Origin of the sequence: Limnohabitans sp., from assembly GCF_040401135.1 — a bacterium.
Classification (GTDB): Bacteria; Pseudomonadota; Gammaproteobacteria; order Burkholderiales; family Burkholderiaceae_C; genus Limnohabitans.
Genome location: NZ_JBBAOV010000001.1, coordinates 12424 through 29193 on the forward strand (window position 1 = coordinate 12424; position 16770 = coordinate 29193).

13 protein-coding genes are annotated in these 16770 nt (G+C 53.2%); 10 read left to right on the forward strand and 3 right to left on the reverse strand.

Annotated elements, in window-relative coordinates:
- Positions 1-2 precede the first annotated feature (2 nt).
- From pufM to ABWP81_RS00090, 5 genes are all read left to right on the forward strand, one after another.
- Positions 3-977, forward strand: coding sequence for a photosynthetic reaction center subunit M (gene pufM, locus ABWP81_RS00070; protein WP_353137983.1), 975 nt, complete (start codon positions 3-5; stop codon positions 975-977).
- Entirely contained in the window at positions 974-1993 is a 1020-nt protein-coding gene (gene pufC / locus ABWP81_RS00075; protein WP_353132354.1) for a photosynthetic reaction center cytochrome PufC, read from the forward strand. Before pufM ends, pufC begins: the two co-directional genes overlap by 4 nt.
- A 63-nt stretch (positions 1994-2056) precedes the next feature.
- Positions 2057-2767: a spheroidene monooxygenase gene (locus ABWP81_RS00080; protein ID WP_353137986.1), complete on the forward strand. Its 711-nt coding sequence runs from the start codon at positions 2057-2059 to the stop codon at positions 2765-2767.
- A complete protein-coding gene (crtD, locus tag ABWP81_RS00085) occupies positions 2760-4313 on the forward strand; it encodes a 1-hydroxycarotenoid 3,4-desaturase CrtD (protein ID WP_353137989.1) in 1554 nt (517 codons plus the stop codon). Before ABWP81_RS00080 ends, crtD begins: the two co-directional genes overlap by 8 nt.
- Before the next feature lie 20 nt (positions 4314-4333).
- Entirely contained in the window at positions 4334-5185 is an 852-nt protein-coding gene (locus ABWP81_RS00090) for a carotenoid 1,2-hydratase family protein (protein ID WP_353137992.1), read from the forward strand.
- 6 nt (positions 5186-5191) lie between these two features.
- On the opposite strand, the gene ABWP81_RS00095 is transcribed toward ABWP81_RS00090, so the two are convergent.
- From ABWP81_RS00095 to ABWP81_RS00105, 3 genes are all read right to left on the reverse strand, one after another.
- Positions 5192-6019 carry a cobalamin B12-binding domain-containing protein gene (locus tag ABWP81_RS00095; protein ID WP_353137995.1) on the reverse strand — a complete coding sequence of 276 codons (828 nt, stop codon included), beginning with the start codon at positions 6017-6019 and terminating at the stop codon, positions 5192-5194.
- 187 nt (positions 6020-6206) lie between these two features.
- Positions 6207-7616 carry a transcriptional regulator PpsR gene (gene ppsR / locus ABWP81_RS00100; RefSeq protein WP_353137998.1) on the reverse strand — a complete coding sequence of 470 codons (1410 nt, stop codon included), beginning with the start codon at positions 7614-7616 and terminating at the stop codon, positions 6207-6209.
- Positions 7617-7671: 55 nt separating this feature from the next.
- Positions 7672-8541, reverse strand: coding sequence for a cobalamin B12-binding domain-containing protein (locus ABWP81_RS00105; protein ID WP_353138001.1), 870 nt, complete (start codon positions 8539-8541; stop codon positions 7672-7674).
- A gap of 160 nt (positions 8542-8701) precedes the next feature.
- Here ABWP81_RS00105 and bchF point away from each other — a divergent pair, with 160 nt between their 5' ends.
- The 5 genes from bchF to bchL are packed head-to-tail and all read left to right on the forward strand — an operon-like array spanning position 8702 to position 16762.
- Positions 8702-9205 carry a 2-vinyl bacteriochlorophyllide hydratase gene (gene bchF / locus ABWP81_RS00110; RefSeq protein WP_353138004.1) on the forward strand — a complete coding sequence of 168 codons (504 nt, stop codon included), beginning with the start codon at positions 8702-8704 and terminating at the stop codon, positions 9203-9205.
- Positions 9202-10491: a ferredoxin:protochlorophyllide reductase (ATP-dependent) subunit N gene (locus ABWP81_RS00115; RefSeq protein ID WP_353132370.1), complete on the forward strand. Its 1290-nt coding sequence runs from the start codon at positions 9202-9204 to the stop codon at positions 10489-10491. Before bchF ends, ABWP81_RS00115 begins: the two co-directional genes overlap by 4 nt.
- 13 nt (positions 10492-10504) lie before the next feature.
- On the forward strand, positions 10505-12091 hold the full coding sequence (gene bchB, locus ABWP81_RS00120; RefSeq protein ID WP_353138007.1) for a ferredoxin:protochlorophyllide reductase (ATP-dependent) subunit B: 1587 nt from the start codon (positions 10505-10507) through the stop codon (positions 12089-12091).
- On the forward strand, positions 12060-15857 hold the full coding sequence (locus tag ABWP81_RS00125; protein WP_353138010.1) for a magnesium chelatase subunit H: 3798 nt from the start codon (positions 12060-12062) through the stop codon (positions 15855-15857). The genes bchB and ABWP81_RS00125 overlap by 32 nt, the downstream gene beginning before the upstream one ends.
- Positions 15854-16762 carry a ferredoxin:protochlorophyllide reductase (ATP-dependent) iron-sulfur ATP-binding protein gene (bchL, locus tag ABWP81_RS00130; RefSeq protein ID WP_353132375.1) on the forward strand — a complete coding sequence of 303 codons (909 nt, stop codon included), beginning with the start codon at positions 15854-15856 and terminating at the stop codon, positions 16760-16762. Before ABWP81_RS00125 ends, bchL begins: the two co-directional genes overlap by 4 nt.
- Positions 16763-16770: the final 8 nt, after the last annotated feature.

Here is a 16770-nt window from a genome sequence, read left to right on the forward strand (position 1 = left end):
AAATGGCTCAATATCAAAATCTATTCACCTCAGTGCAGCCTGTAGGGCCCTTGCACGACGGAATTGAATTACCCCGCGGGAACAGTAAGCGATTAGGTAAACCATTTTTGGTGCACCTGTTTGGGCGCCTTGGTAATGCTCAAATCGGTCCCGTTTATTTAGGAACGCTTGGACTAGCTTCCTTAATTTTCGGCATCGCTGCTTTCAACATCATTGGCTTCAACATGTTGGCCTCTGTGGACTGGAACCCAATCCAGTTTGTGCGTCAGTTGTTTTGGCTGGCACTTGAACCACCAGCACCCGCTTATGGATTGAGTATTCCGCCCCTGCAACAAGGTGGATGGTGGCTCATTACGGGCTTCTTGCTCACGATCTCCATCATGCTTTGGTGGGCGCGCACTTATCGGCGAGCTCGACAACTGGGCTTGGGAACGCATGTGGCTTGGGCCTATGCGGCAGCCATTTGGTTGTTTCTGGTGTGTGGTTTTTTCCGCCCCGTCATGATGGGTAGCTGGTCTGAGGCGGTGCCCTTCGGCATCTTCCCCCACCTGGACTGGACGTCGGCTATTTCACTGCGTTATGGCAACTTGTTTTACAACCCCTTCCACGCCTTGTCGATCTTCTTTCTTTATGGATCAGTGCTGCTGTTTGCCATGCACGGTGCCACCATTTTGGCGGTGACGCGATATGGCGGAGAGCGCGAGATTGAGCAAATTGTGGACCGCGGGACGGCGTCCGAGCGTGCTGGCTTGTTCTGGCGCTGGACCATGGGTTTCAATGCCACGATGGAGTCCATCCACCGTTGGGCTTGGTGGTTTGCCGTGCTGTGTCCATTGGTCGGTGGCGTGGGTATTTTGCTCACGGGCACTGTGGTGGATAACTGGTATCTCTGGTCGGTCAAACACCATGTGGTGCCCGCGTACCCCTTGGTCAGCCCCACCGTGCTTGATCCAGCAATTCTGGGAGTGAAGCCATGAAACTCATTTTTAAATTAGCCCTTTGCGTCTGGGCCGCTGTGATGCTGACGGGCTGTGAACGTCCGCCAATTGAAACGGTTCAGACAGGTTTTCGCGGCACGGGCATGGAGCAAATCTACAACCCCAGAATCTTGGCCAAGCAAGCGTCTCTAAACCAAGCGCCTGAAGCACCAGACGCCGCTTCGGCGGATGGCCCAAAGGCCAGTCAGGTGTATCAAAACGTCAAGGTTTTGGGCGACTTGAGCGTGGGGCAGTTCAATCGGCACATGGTGGCTATCACGCAGTGGGTAGCGCCTGATCAAGGCTGTGCGTATTGTCATAACGTTCAGAACTTTGCAGATGACGGCAAGTACACCAAAGTGGTGGCACGACGCATGATTCAAATGACGCAAAAAGTCAATCAGGACTGGAAGCCGCACGTGGCCGAAACAGGCGTGACTTGTTACACCTGTCACCGTGGCAACAACGTGCCCACGCAAGTTTGGACCGAACCAAAGGACCGCAAATATGCCAACAGTTTGTTGGGTGATTTGGCGGGCCAAAACATTGCGACCAAAGAGGCTGGATTGTCGTCACTGCCGTTTGATCCTTTCTCGCCTTACCTCAAAGACGCAGCACCTATTCGGGTCAACGGCAATGAGGCCATGGCGGGAGTGGGTGCATACGCCAACCGCGCATCGCTGAAGCAGACGGAGCACACGTATTCGTTGATGTTGCACATGTCACAGTCCTTAGGGGTGAACTGCACCTACTGCCACAACACACGCAACTTCCAATCTTGGGAGGAGTCAAGGCCGCAACGGGTGACTTCTTGGTATGGCATCCGGATGGCGCGTGAGTTGAACAACGACTACATGACGCCACTCACAGACGTCTTCCCAGACCATCGTTTGGGCCCCAAAGGTGATGTGGCAAAAGTCAATTGCAGCACTTGTCACCAAGGCGCCTACAAGCCACTTTATGGAGCAGCGATGGCCAAAGACTTTCCTGAACTCCAAGTTTTAGCAAAGCCTTAAACTCTGAAAATCACAAGGCCTGCACCCGTTGCGGTGCAGGCCTTTTTTAATGGAAATTCAGTCATGAGCAATGCGCAACAAGTAGGTAGTGACGGCCAAACGGCCGTTGTCTTGCTGGCCGACATTGCTGATGCTTCTAGGCTATGGGGCTGGTCACGCATTGTGAAAGGACCTCGCGCTTTGAAGAGGGTGCCTGGACTACTCTTTTCAAAAGTATTGGGCAGCGGCTATGAAGGCGGTTTTGACCTGCGTCCAAGTCCTTCTCGCCAAGGTGTGTTTGCGCTTTTTGAGTCGGATCAAACAGCACATGATTTTCTTGCATATTCACCTCTGGTTCATGCTTATCAAGAACGATCGCAGGAGTTTTGTTGGGCGACTCTGAAAACATTTTCATGTCGCGGCAGTTGGGATGGCACGTGTATGCAAGCCACTGCCGAGCCCCCGGTGCACGGCCCAGTGGCAGCGCTGACTAGGGCTTCTATCAAGTTCAGCAAGGCACATGCTTTTTGGCGGCATGCGCCACCTTCTCAAACCGCGCTTGAGGGTGTTGCTGGATGCCAATTGGCTGTGGGGTTGGGCGAAGCTCCTTTTTTTCGGCAAGCTACTTTTAGCATCTGGGATAGCGTGGACGATATGAACGCCTACGCAAGAACGGGCTCACATCTAGAGGCGATTCAAGCGGCTCAAAAAAATGGTTATTTTTCTGAATCTATGTTTGCCCGTTTTGTGCCTTTGCAGGTTCAAGGCCAATGGCGCGGAAAGCACTATGCATAAATCTAAGCGTACCCCTCGCGTGGTGGTGGTGGGAGCAGGCATTGGCGGCTTGGTCAGTGCTTTGGTGCTGGCGCATCGCGGCCTCGATGTCACTCTTGTAGAAAGCGCCAGTCAACCGGGTGGAAAAATTAGACAAGTGCTAGTCGATGGTGTGGGCGTGGACAGTGGCCCCACAGTCTTCACCATGCGTTGGGTGTTGGACCAAATGCTTGAAACGCTAGGCACATCACTAGAAGATATTTTGCAATTGGAGCCCATTGATGTTCTAGCTCGGCATGCTTGGGACGCCAGTCCGCAAAGACTAGATTTGTATTCGGATACGGCGCGCACCGCAGATGCGATTGCACAATTCAGCAGCCCGCAAGAGGCACGACGGTTCCTCAACTTTTGTCAGCAAACGCAACGCTTGTATGACACGCTAGAAAAGCCCTATATCCGCAGTCAGCGGCCGAGCCTTGTAAGCATGGTGAGCGACTTAGGCTTCAGCGGCATGGCCACCTTAACTGGCTTGGGCCCATTTGCCACCTTATGGCAAAGCCTGGGTCGACATTTTCATGACCCGCGTTTGCAACAGTTGTTTGGCCGCTACGCCACCTATTGCGGCTCATCGCCTTGGTCTGCGCCTGCCACGCTGATGTTGGTCGCGCAGGTCGAGTTAGATGGGGTTTGGTCCGTCAAGGGCGGGATGTTTCAAGTTGCATCTGCCTTGTCAAAGTTAGGCGAAACGCATGGTGTCAAGTCGCGTTATGGTGTTGCCTGTTCGCAGATCTTGACATCGCAGGGCAAGGTCTGTGGTGTGCAGCTTTCTTCAGGTGAACACATCGAAGCTGACCATGTGATTTTTAACGGGGATGTGGCTGCATTGGCCAGCGGCATGCTTGGGTCATCGATCAGCACAAGCTTCGAGCCCGTGCCGCCCAATCTGAGATCTCTGTCCGCCATGACGTTGTCAATGCACGCTAAAACCAGTGGGTTTCCGTTGGTGCGACACAACGTATTTTTTAACCAAGATTACCAAGCCGAGTTTGAGGATATTTTTCATAAACGCCAACTGCCTTCCCAGGGCACGGTATACGTTTGCGCACAAGATCGCAACGACACTGGACTCGCTGAACCCGCCTTAGAAAGAATTTTGTGCCTTGTTAATGCGCCTCCTGATGGCGACATTCATTCATTCAATACATCGGAGATACAAGCATGCGAATCAAGCAGTATGGCGCTGATGCGTCGCTGTGGCTTGGAGATCGAAGTCACGCCACAGCAGGTGGTGCGAACCTTGCCACAGGACTTTGCCCGCCTCTTTCCGGGCAGTGGGGGAGCGCTTTATGGTCAGGCGACCCACGGTTGGATGTCGGCCTTTCGTCGCCCCTCTGCGCGCAGCAAAGTGCCGGGCCTCTACACGGCGGGGGGGAGCGTTCACCCGGGGCCGGGCGTGCCGATGGCCGCCATGTCGGGACGTTTGGCGGCCGCGACGCTGATGGAGGACCTAGGTTTGACCAAGCCGTCCCGCCGGGTGGTTATCTCTGGTGGTATGTCGATGCGTTGAGCGATGACGGCGAATATGGCTTGTCCATCATTGCTTTTGTAGGAAGCGTTTTTTCGCCTTATTACGCGCTGGCTCGACGCCTTCAAGGGGGTGTGGCTGATCCTGAGAATTTCTGCGCCCTGAATGTGGCCTTGTATGGCAAGGGCGGCAAGCGTTGGACCATGACCGAGCGTGGTCGTCAGCACATCCATCGCAGCGCTCACCACTACAAAATAGGGCCAAGCAGTTTGCACTGGAATGGCCAAGATTTGGTGATTGACATCGATGAGATCAATGTGCCTTTGCCCAAGCGAGTGCGTGGTCGCGTGACGGTTCGACCCGAGGGCCTTTGTCGGTTTGTCACGGCTTTAGACAACGAGGGGCTGCATCGCTGGGGGCCTATTGCCCCTTGCTCACGCGTTCAAGTTGAAATGGACAACCCGCGCTTGAGTTGGCGTGGACATGCTTACTTGGACTCGAATGAAGGCGATGAGCCCGTTGAAAAAGGGTTTTGGGATTGGGACTGGGCCCGTGCCGAAATGGCCAATGGCGACACCAGTGTGGTGTATGACGTAAGGCCCAAAAAAGGACCAGGTCGAGTGGTGTCGCAAAGATTCTCTCCAGACGGAAGTTACACACCTTTTGAAGCGCCTGCTCGCTTTGCGTTGCCTGCCTCAGCTTGGCGCATCAAACGCGCCATGTGCAGTGAACCTAATGCCTCGCCTGAGATTGTGAGCACCCTGGAAGACACACCGTTTTATGCCCGGTCATTGCTAAGGACGCGGCTTTTGGGAGAAGACCTCACTGCCGTACATGAAACTTTGGATGTTCCAAGGCTGGTGTCATGGCCGGTCCGGTTGATGTTGCCTTGGAAAATGCCAAGGCGGGCTTGATAAAAACTAAGTTGGCTGTTTGGCTGCAAAGCTCTTGAGCAAATACACCACTTCCTTGGCGTCCTTGGCAATCGTGTCCGCGTCAAACATATCAGCCGTCGCATCCACCAACATAAAAATAGGCCCACCTAAAAGCACTTTGACATTGGGGTTGCCCGAACTTTTCTTGAGCTCTTGAACAAGCGATTTCAATTGAAGCAATTGAGATTCAATAGCAACAGAAATGCCAATCACATCAAACCATTCATTGGCAACCGCACGAACCAACTCATGCTGCGTAGATGAAATTTCAATCACCACACTCGCACCTTCTCTTCTGAACAAGTCCCCCACAATGGTGGCGCCCAAAAGATGCAAAGAGCCCGGTGCGCAACACATCATCACATTGGTCTGCTCGCCCCTCACATGGGGGCCATCACGAAACTCGTAGCCTAGGCGGTAGATGACATGGTGCATGATGGCTAAGCCGCATGTCACATCTGTAAAACTGCACAAGTCATTGTCCCAAAGCGTGCCTAAGTGCCGGGCAGCAGGTGTGATCAAGTCTAAGAAAATTCTTTCCTGCGTCAGACCTTGTGCGATCAGTGAGTTAACTATTTGATTGACCCGCAAAGAATCGCCTTGACGACAGGCATCAGTGAAGTCACTGAATTCAAGCAATGCCCCATGGTTGGCGCCAGAAACTTCTGGGGTTACCAAGCGCTCGCTGTAGTTTTGAGAATTCAAGAGCCTAGGAATGAGCTGGTCCACGATCACATCGTGGAGAGATTCTTTGCACTCATCATTCGCCGATGCTGGGACGTTTAATCGCTGCAGACTATTCAGCTTAGGCATTTAAATTCCTAGAGGATAGTTAGCGCACCTTCAAGTAGAAGGTTGATCGGGGTATTTAGATACCAGCAAAATAGCAAACCGATCCACTACTAAGTCTCTATTCTTAACAATTCCAAGAAGGCTCACTAGTATCAGTAACCCTTAGTTGTCCAAGACAAATATTACAACCAAGGTTAAACGAGAGTCTTTAAGTATCCATATTTCTCGTGCTGGCGTCTAAGTCCAAATCATTTTCGGAGGAAATTCCAAATCTTCTAAGTTTGACATACAAACTTTGGCGCGACAGTCCCAGCATTTCGGCAGCAGAGGCGCGGTTGTTGTGCGTGAGATCTAAAGCAGCTTCGATGCACATACGCTCAATCGTATCGACGGTCTCGCCGACGATGTCTTTGATTGGACGTCGGCCCACCAACTGGGACAGGTCGGCGAACGGATTGGGTAAGGTTTGAGAGGCGGGTGCGGATAGCTGCGAACGCCGATTTAAATCTCTCACGAATATCACAAAGAGTGGTTCTGGCTTTGCCAAATACATGCCTGAGATTTCTACGGGAAGCGTCATGCCGGCCTGAGTTCTGATTTCGGTGGCGAAGTTTCTGATGGGTTTTTGTTGCTTTAAAGAGGTGTTAAGAACCCCCCAATCGACTGCACCGCGGATCAGCCAACCTTCTAACGACTGGCCAACCACTTGTGACGCCGCCGTCGCCCCCAAAAGCGCCATGCCTTCCTCATTCACACTTTTAACGGTGCCTGATGTGTCGGTCAGTAGCCATCCATCTGGAAAGTGCTCCATGGCTTGGCTCAAAACTAGGGAGGCGTCTGTTGTCAGATGCGAAGTAGCGGGCTCACGCTTGGCCAGCCTCACCAAAAACTGCGCACCGCCCTCTTGCCTGAACACGGTGGCAGACACTGTGAGGGGCAACTTAGAGCCTGATAGTTTGGCCGAACACATTTCAATGCGCCCCGTCGCCAAAGCAGTTCTCAGCAGTGATTGAACTTCGCCTTGACTTTCGCTGTCAATGCAATCTCGAAAATCGCGCCCCACCAATCTTTTGCCCGCGTCTTTGAAAAGAGATTGGGCGCCAGCATTGGCTTCAATCAAACGGTATGAATTCGCGTCCACCATAAACACCGCTTCCGGCGAGGTTTCAAACAGCACACGATAACGCGCTTCAATGTGTCGAAGCCTTAAGAAATCGCGCTCCATGGACTGTTGCGTTTCAACCAATCTTCGTTGCAGTTCGGCAAGGCGCTCAAGGTTGCGGCCCACTGCTAAAAGTTTGTTATCTTTTAAGGGAACGGTAATGTACTGAATCGCGGCTTCACCGCCAGAAGGCATCGGGTGGTTGACGTGACGCCAAAGTAAATTTTGACTTTCAGGTTGGGCAGCAAGTAAGGTTTCAATTTTTTTCTTACTTTCGGTGGTCACGGTGTCTATCCACCGCTTACCTAACCAACTTTGACAGCCCAAGGTGGCCATGGTGTCTTGTCCGGTTGACACATCCTCGATCACGCCTTTGGGGCTGATCACTAAACTCACGTCAGAAACCACGCCCAAAAGCTTAGAAAAATTAGCAGCTTCGAGGTCGATGAAGTTCATTGATTAATTTAGCTTTTTATTTAGTAGTGACATTTCAAGTTGACTAATTCTATCGTCACATTCTTGTTACTTGGCTTAATTCCTTAATATTAAGGAATGATCTATTGGGGGCCGCCGTCCTTGAAGCTAATGCAGAAGCAGTAAGAGCGGCTTGTGTGACAAGTTCCACGGTTTGAGCTGCGTCGGTGAAGAGAAGTGACGTTCCAGCCCAATTCAGCATGTCCGACGCCGTGTGCGCCATAGGCCCGCCAACGTATATTTTTAAGTTGGGATTGACCGTGGCTTTGCGCAATTCAGACACCGCCTTGGCAACCGTATTGATGTGTCGGTCTGTTGAGATGGACAGCACCACGGCATCAAACCAATCGGATAGAAATGCGCGTTTGAAATCTGCAATATCTTCTGGCGCCACCAGCAGGACTCGCCAGCCTGCATGCCGGAAGAATTCACTTAACATGAACACTCCCAAGCCATGCTGCGAGCCAGGCTCATTCATGATCAGCAGACTTCGTCCATTCGATTCAGCGCATCCCTCAGACAAGAATTGCGGGCTGAACTCGTGCATGGCTCGGTGTAGGTGTGTATGAGCCACGGTGCAGTTGGCAAAGTCAAGTTGGTCAGAGGACCATAGTTCTCCAATTAGTTTTGCGCACTCGGCAATGCCATAGAGATAAATATCTGCCAAGCACTGGCCCTGTCGGCGCCATTGCATCAAGATTTTTCGAGTCTCGTCCATGCTTGTGACGGCCGCTTGAGAGAGCAGTTGCACCTGGGCTTGATCAATCACTGCGCTCTTGGCAAACGTTGTACCGCCTACAAGTCTTGGGCTGGTACCTAATCTGTACTTCAAATTGTTGTCTTGAGACACAGGTGTCCATGCCTGATCTGGCGAAGTACTAGATTTATTAAATTTCAATTGACTCACCGCGACCCCCCATCTTTATTAGACGAATCTAGTTTCATGCAAGTTGCATAAATCCGCATTAAGTGTAATCCCTAGTTAACAAATATATTGTCAATTAAGGTTGACACTTGCCACTTCCCGCTATAAAGTTGTGTCAGTCCATTTGCAATGAAGGTCGGTCATGCAGCAGTCTCAGCCACAGGTTTTGTACACGCCAGAGCAGCGCGCCAAGCGCGATGCCACTCGTTGGACCATGGTGCAAGGCGTGTTGGCACCTGTGCAGTTTTTGGTTTTTCTAGTCAGTCTTTACTTGGTGTTGAACAGCTTAAAAACCGGTGAGAACACCGACTGGGCCTTGGCCTCTGTCGTGGTCAAAACTTTGGTGCTCTACGCCATCATGATCACGGGCTGTATTTGGGAAAAGGTTGTTTTTGACAAATACCTCTTCGCGCACGCCTTCTTTTGGGAAGACGTAGTCAGCATGTGGGTCATGGCCTTGCATACCGCGTATTTGTGGGTCTGGTGGCAAGGCAGTTGGTCAGCCACAGAGCAACTGTGGTTGGCATTGACTGCCTACATCACCTACGGCATCAACGCCGCCCAATACATTCGCAAGCTGCGCATGGCGCGTTTGCAAAAGCCGCAACACAGTCTGGTTAACGTTTCTGCTCAGGTGAGCGCATGAGCCCAGTCATTCCCATCCGCGCTGACATCGGCAAAGGCTGCACAGACGCTAGCCCTCTGGTTGAGCGCGGTCAGCGCGAGGTGTTTTGTGGTCTCACGGGCATCATTTGGCTGCACCGCAAAATTCAAGATGCTTTTTTCTTGGTCGTTGGCTCACGCACATGTGCGCATCTGATTCAGTCAGCAGCCGGCGTGATGATTTTTGCAGAGCCACGTTTTGGCACGGCCATTATTGATGAGCGTGACTTAGCTGGGTTGGCCGATGCCAACGAGGAGCTCGATCGCGTGGTCCATCAGCTCTTGTCTCGTCGACCCGAAATTAAGCTGCTATTTTTGGTGGGCTCATGCCCATCCGAAGTTATCAAATTGGATTTGTCCCGCGCTGCCTCTAGGCTGTCTGCACAGCACTCACCCGCCGTGCGCGTGTTGAACTATTCGGGAAGCGGCATCGAAACCACGTTCACCCAAGGCGAGGACGCATGCCTGGCCTCCATGGTGCCCGACCTGCCAAAGCCTCCTGCCGATGCTGAACAAGAGTTGGTCATTGTGGGTACCTTGGCCGATGTGGTGGAAGACCAGTTTGTGCGGATCTTGAACCACATGGGCATTGAGCGCGTTCGATTTTTTCCGCCTCGTCGTGCGCAGGACATGGTGCCCATCGGTGCCAACACGCGCTTGCTTTTGGCACAACCCTTTTTGGGTGATACAGCCCGTGTGTTGCAAGCGCGAGGTGCGGTTTTGCTGTCAGCGCCGTTTCCGCTGGGCATTGAAGGCACAACCGCTTGGTTGCAATCCGCCGCCACAGCAATGGGTGTGACGCCTGAGCGTTTTCAAGCTGCAGTGGCTGCGCCTATGGCAAGGGCTGCAGCGTCTTTGGCTCGTGCCAAATTGCATTTGGATGGCAAACGTATTTTCTTCTTTCCAGACTCTCAGCTCGAAATTCCATTGGCCCGATTTTTATCGCGGGAACTAGGCATGAAATTGTTGGAAGTGGGCACGCCTTACTTGCATCGTCAGCATATGGCGGTGGAGTTGGCCATGCTGCCTGAAGGCACTTTTTTATCAGAAGGTCAAGATGTTGAAAAGCAACTGGACCGTTGCCGTGCTTTGCATCCCGATCTGGTGGTGTGCGGCTTGGGTTTGGCCAATCCGCTTGAGGCTGAGGGCATGACCACCAAATGGGCGATCGAGTTGGTTTTCACGCCGATTCAGGGCTACGACCAAGCGGGTGATCTGGCGGAATTGTTCACCCGTCCTCTCTTGCGGCGCATGCGCCTGGCTGCTTAAAGGAATCACGGCCATGCAACTGACACTCTGGACATACGAAGGACCGCCCCACGTTGGCGCGATGCGTGTGGCCACGGCCATGGAAGATGTGCACTATGTCTTGCATGCGCCTCAAGGTGATACCTATGCAGACTTGCTGTTCACCATGATCGAGCGCTTGCAAAAGCGCCCACCTGTCACTTACACCACCTTCCAAGCGCGTGATTTGGGTGGAGATACTGCCGAGCTTTTCAAAACAGCTGCACGCGAAGCCTTTGAGCGCTTTTCGCCCAAAGCCATGTTGGTAGGCTCGTCTTGCACCGCTGAACTGATTCAAGACGACCCAGGTGGTTTGTGCAAAGCACTCAACTTGCCCATACCTGTTGTTGCCTTGGAATTACCTTCGTATCAGCGCAAAGAAAATTGGGGCGCATCCGAAACGTTTTATCAATTAGTTCGCAACTTGGCGTTGCCAAAAGACGCAACTGTAAAGTCTGAATCGGCTAAGCCTCGCTGCAACATACTAGGTCCGACCGCTCTGGGTTTTCGCCACCGCGATGACTTGGCCGAAATTCGCCAACTGCTCACCCACATCGGCATTGACATCAATGTGGTTGCTCCTCTTACGGCAACGCCTGCTGATATTGCCCGCTTAGCCGATGCAGATTTCAATGTGGTGCTCTACCCCGAAATAGCCAATTTGAGTGCCCAGTGGTTGCAGCGTAGTTTTGGACAGCCTCATACCAAAACCATTCCTATCGGTCATTCCGCCACCTGCGATTTTGTGCGCGAAGTGGCGCAATTGGCGGGGCTGGATCCAGTCGCCGCACTTCACAATGCCACGTCTCGTGCCGCTTGGTACACCCGATCGGTAGATTCCACCTATTTGACGGGCAAGCGCGTATTTGTATTTGGCGATGCCACACACGCGGTGGCAGCAGCGCGTGTTGCAGCCCAAGAGATGGGTTTTACGGTGGTGGGTATTGGCACTTACAGCCGAGAGTTTGCACGCGATGTAAGAGAGGCTGCCGCTCTTTATGGCGTCGACGCCTTGATCAGTGATGACTACTTAGAAATAGAAGCCCGCATTGCCGAGTTGAACCCCGAATTAGTTCTGGGCACTCAAATGGAGCGGCACATTGCCAAGCGTTTGGGTGTGCCCTGTGCCGTCATCTCAGCGCCTGTCCATGTGCAAGATTTCCCAGCAAGGTATTCACCACAAATGGGATTTGAAGGCGCCAACGTGTTGTTTGACAGTTGGGTTCACCCTCTCATGATGGGTCTTGAAGAGCATTTGATTGGCATGTTCAGGGGTGACTCAGAGTTTCATGAAGATGCAGCGCCATCGCATTTGGGCGGCGGTGTTCATGCAAAAAGCCAGCTTGCCGCAGCCAATGAAACGCACGCTGTGTCAGCCGAATTGGCTAAAGCTGCCACGACTTCAGAAAACATCACGCTTTCGGGCTGGGATGCGGGTGCAGAAAAAGAACTCAAAAAAATTCCATTTTTCGTGCGGGGCAAAGCTCGAAGAAATACCGAGAAATACGCTGTAGAGCGCGGCATCTCGGTCATCACGACGGAGACACTTTATGAATCTAAAGCTTACTTCTCACAGTCATAAGCCCAAGCTGCGTGATACCACCCCCATCAAATTGGTGGTGGTCACGATGGACACGCATTTTGCGAGCTCGTTCAATCGCGCGAATGATCAGTTGAAGCGAGATTTCCCAGGCCTGACTTGGTCTTTGCACGCCGCTTCTGAATACGCTGGCAACGATGCACTCATCGCCAAGTGCAAGGCAGACATTGCCACAGCCGATATTGTCTTGTGCGGCATGCTGTTTCTTGAAGATCACTTTTTGCCCATCTTGGACGACTTGCGTGCACGCCGCATGACATGCGATGCCATGATTTGTATGGCCAGTGCGACCGAGGTCACGCAACTGACGCGGTTTGGTCAGTTCGATATGAGCAAACCTGCCAGCGGCCCCATGGCGCTGCTGAAAAAATTGCGCGGCGGCAGCAAAGACAAGCCTGCCACAGGCGGTGCTGCACAAATGAAAATGTTGCGCCGATTGCCTCAATTGCTGCGCTTCATCCCTGGCACAGCGCAAGACGTGCGCTCATACTTCATCACGCTGCAATATTGGATGGGTGGCTCTGACGACAACGTGTTGAACATGGTGCGTCACCTGATTGAACGCGGTGCCGACGGCCCTCGTAAATCACTGCGCGGCAAGGTCAAGGTGGAGGCGCCGGTTGATTACCCTGAAGTGGGTGTGTATCACCCCCGCATGAGTGGCAAGTTCAGTGAAGACGTTCAAGCACTGCCGTTGCCAAAAGGTATTCCGCTCAAAGGCACCGTCGGTATTTTGTTGTTGCGCTCGTATTTGTTGTCGGGCAATGCAGGGCACTACGACGGCGTGATAGCAGCGCTTGAAGCCAAAGGTTTGCGCGTAATTCCAGCCTTTGCTGCTGGTTTAGATTCGCGCCCTGCGATCGATGAATTTTTCATCAAAAATGGCCAAGTGTGTGTCGACGCTGTGGTGTCTCTCAGTGGCTTTTCACTGGTTGGTGGCCCAGCCTACAACGATGCCAAAGGCGCAGAAGAGGTTTTGGCCAAACTCGATGTGCCTTACGTAGCAGCGCACCCCGTTGAGTTTCAGACGCTCGACCAGTGGGGGGGCTCTGACCGAGGACTGCTGCCGGTTGAAAGCACCATCATGGTGGCCATTCCAGAGCTTGACGGCTCCTCCAGCCCCATCGTTTTTGGTGGCCGTCCCGGTGCTGCGGGCGTGACCTGCAACGGCTGCCACCATGCTTGTACGTTTAGTGAAAGCAACAATGCACAAGACATGCACTCTTGCCCCGAACGCGCCATCATGTTGGCCGCACGCGTGAGCAAGATGGTGGCCTTGAAGCGCAGCGAGCGCAAAGACCGCAACGTGGCTATTGTGTTGTTCAACTTTCCGCCCAATGCGGGCAACATCGGCAGTGCTGCTTACCTGTCGGTTTTTGAGTCTTTGTGGCATACCCTGACCGCCATGAAGGCGCAAGGCTACCAAGTCGATGTGCCTGCAAGCGTGGATGAATTACGCGATGCCGTGTTGCACGGCAATGCGTCGCAATTCGGCGCAGACGCCAATGTGCATACCTTGATTTCGGCTGACGATCACGTCAATCGCGAGCGCTGGCTCAAAGAAATTGAAGCGCAATGGGGCCCCGCACCTGGCCGTCAGTTGAGCAACGGCAGTTCCATCTTCGTGTTGGGTAAACAGTTTGGCAATGTGCTGGTCAGCGTTCAACCTTCGTTTGGTTACGAAGGCGACCCCATGCGCTTGCTCTTTGAAAAAGGCTTGGCCCCAACGCATGCCTTCTCAGCTTTCTATCGCTACCTGCGTGAAGATTTCAAAGCGCATGCGGTGCTTCACTTTGGTACCCACGGTGCGCTCGAATTCATGCCGGGTAAGCAATCTGGCATGAGCGGCACTTGCTGGCCCGATCGTTTGATTGACGATTTGCCCAACATTTATTTGTACGCCTCCAACAACCCTTCAGAGGGTGCGATCGCCAAGCGTCGCTCAGGCGCCACGTTGATCAGCTACTTGACGCCCCCCATTGCTCAAGCGGGTTTGTACAAAGGCTTGAACGAGCTGAAGTCATCCCTTGAGCGCTGGCGCGCATTGGAAAGTGGCAACAGCGAGCGTGTAGCCCTTGCGCCAGTGATTCAAGCGCAAGCGGTCGAGCTTGATCTGGTGCCTGCAGAACCCGCATGGGACGCTGCCACTATGGGCGCCGAATTGGACCGCACCGTGATGCGCTTGGGCGAAGAAATGCTTGAGCTTGAATACACGCTGATTCCGCACGGTTTGCATGTGGCTGGCCGTCCACCAAGCGCAGCTCAGCAGGTTGACATGTTGTTGGCCATGGCCGATGCCAACCATGGCATGCAGCTGGAGCGTGCGGCTGTGGAGGCCTTGGTAGAAGGTCATTCCCCAGAGCGTGCTTTGGTTGCGGCTGGATTGCCGCGCAACCATGCCAGCTTGGATGTGTTGCGTGAGTTGGTGGCGCCTCAGGCCCATCTGGCTGTTGACACTGAAGTGTCCGCCATGTTGCGTGCCTTGGACGCTTGCTACATTCGTCCTGCACCGGGTGGCGATATTTTGCGTACCCCCGCTGTGTTGCCGACGGGCCGCAACATCCACGGCTTTGACCCCTTCAGAATTCCAAGTGCGATGGCCGTTCGCGATGGCAAAGTGCAAGCGCAGTTGTTGATTGACCGCCACTGTGCAGATGGCAACCCCTTGCCAGAATCCATTGCCATGGTCTTGTGGGGCAGTGACAACCTGAAGAACGAAGGCGCGCCCATTGCGCAAGCCTTGGCCTTGATGGGAGCCATGCCACGCTTTGACACGTATGGTCGGATCGCAGGGGCCAGCCTCATATCTTTAGAAGATTTAGGTCGTCCACGCATCGATGTGATCATGACCTTGTCGGGCATCTTCCGCGATCTCATGCCTTTGCAAATCAAGCTGTTGGCCGAGGCTGCTTATCTGGCGGCGTCTGCAGATGAACCGCTGGAGATGAACTGGATTCGCAAACATGCGCTGGCCTATCAGCAAGAACACGGCTGCACTTTAGAAACTGCGTCATTGCGGGTCTACGGCAATGCCGAAGGTGCATACGGTGCCAATGTGAATAACTTGGTCGAGAGCAGCCGTTGGGGTGATGGGGGCGAACTGGCCGAAACCTATAAACGGCGCAAGAGTTTTGCCTACGGTCGCACGGGACGTGCAGTGCAACAAACGGCGCTGTTGCAAACCGCATTGGCCGATGTGCAGCTGACCTACCAAAACCTCGACTCGGTTGAGTTGGGCGTCACCACCGTGGACAACTACTTTGACACCTTGGGCGGTATCACCCAAGCGGTGAAGGTGGCCAAAGGCGGCAAAACACCACCCGTCTACATTGGCGATCAAACCAAAGGCAATGCCGCTGTTCGGTCCTTGCAAGAGCAAGTGTCCATCGAAACACGCACGCGCATGCTGAACCCCAAGTGGTACGAAGGCATGCTGGAGCATGGCTACGAAGGTGTGCGCCAAATTGAAGTGCATGTGACCAACACCATGGGCTGGTCTGCCACCACAGGCCAAGTGCAACCTTGGGTCTACAAACAACTGTCTGAGACGTTCATGCTGGACCCCGCCATGCGTGAACGCTTGGCCAAACTAAATCCGACGGCTTCTGCGCGCGTAGCCAACCGTTTGATCGAAGCGTCTGAACGCAACTATTGGCAGCCTGATGCCGAGACCTTGCAAGCCCTTCGCCATGCAAGTGAAGAATTAGAAGATCGCCTTGAAGGTGTTTATGAAGGAGCCCCAGCATGACAGTCGCAACCTTGCCGTTTCCAACGGTCAAACGCCATTCCAAATTAGACGGGGAGGGAAGCATGCAAGTGCAACTCGACCCCGATGTGAAGATCGGCAATGCCAAAGTTTTTGCCATTTATGGCAAGGGCGGCATTGGCAAGAGCACCACATCGTCTAACTTGTCTGCGGCGTTTTCAAAAATGGGCAAACGGGTGCTGCAAATTGGCTGTGACCCCAAGCACGACAGTACGTTCACCTTGACCAAAAAAATGTTGCCTACGGTCATTGATGTGCTTGAAACCGTTGACTTCCACGCTGAAGAATTGCGTGTCGAAGACTTCGTGTTTGAAGGCTACAACGGTGTGATGTGCGTAGAAGCCGGCGGCCCTCCCGCAGGCACCGGCTGCGGTGGTTATGTGGTGGGTCAAACCGTCAAGTTGCTCAAAGAGCATCACCTGCTAGAAGACACAGACGTGGTAATTTTTGACGTGTTGGGTGATGTGGTGTGTGGCGGTTTTGCCGCGCCATTGCAACACGCCGATCGCGCCATGATCGTGACCGCCAATGACTTTGACTCCATCTTCGCGATGAACCGCATCGTGCAAGCCATTGGTGCCAAAGCCAAAAATTACAACGTGCGTCTGGGCGGCGTCATTGCCAACCGCAGCGCAGCCACGGACCAGATTGACAAATACAACGACCGCATTGGACTGAAGTTGGCAGCGCACTTTCCTGATTTGGATGTGATTCGCCGCAGTCGTCTGAAAAAGTCAACCCTCTTTGAAATGGAGTACTCGCCTGAATTGGAGGCGGTACAAAAAGAATACATGCGACTGGCTGCAAGCATGTGGTTGGGTGGCGAGGCCTACTCTGCTGTGCCCATGAAAGACCGCGATATTTTTGATTTGTTGGGTTTTGATTGAGGTTTTGA

What these genes read in the sequence shown, in the direction of transcription:
- pufM (WP_353137983.1), top strand. Translation starts at nt 3, where the DNA reads ATGGCTCAATATCAAAATCTATTCACCTCAGTGCAGCCTGTAGGGCCC.
- pufC (WP_353132354.1), top strand. Translation starts at nt 974, where the DNA reads ATGAAACTCATTTTTAAATTAGCCCTTTGCGTCTGGGCCGCTGTGATG.
- ABWP81_RS00080 (WP_353137986.1), top strand. Translation starts at nt 2,057, where the DNA reads ATGAGCAATGCGCAACAAGTAGGTAGTGACGGCCAAACGGCCGTTGTC.
- crtD (WP_353137989.1), top strand. Translation starts at nt 2,760, where the DNA reads ATGCATAAATCTAAGCGTACCCCTCGCGTGGTGGTGGTGGGAGCAGGC.
- ABWP81_RS00095 (WP_353137995.1), bottom strand. Translation starts at nt 6,019, where the DNA reads ATGCCTAAGCTGAATAGTCTGCAGCGATTAAACGTCCCAGCATCGGCG.
- ppsR (WP_353137998.1), bottom strand. Translation starts at nt 7,616, where the DNA reads ATGAACTTCATCGACCTCGAAGCTGCTAATTTTTCTAAGCTTTTGGGC.
- bchF (WP_353138004.1), top strand. Translation starts at nt 8,702, where the DNA reads ATGCAGCAGTCTCAGCCACAGGTTTTGTACACGCCAGAGCAGCGCGCC.
- ABWP81_RS00115 (WP_353132370.1), top strand. Translation starts at nt 9,202, where the DNA reads ATGAGCCCAGTCATTCCCATCCGCGCTGACATCGGCAAAGGCTGCACA.
- bchB (WP_353138007.1), top strand. Translation starts at nt 10,505, where the DNA reads ATGCAACTGACACTCTGGACATACGAAGGACCGCCCCACGTTGGCGCG.
- ABWP81_RS00125 (WP_353138010.1), top strand. Translation starts at nt 12,060, where the DNA reads ATGAATCTAAAGCTTACTTCTCACAGTCATAAGCCCAAGCTGCGTGAT.
- bchL (WP_353132375.1), top strand. Translation starts at nt 15,854, where the DNA reads ATGACAGTCGCAACCTTGCCGTTTCCAACGGTCAAACGCCATTCCAAA.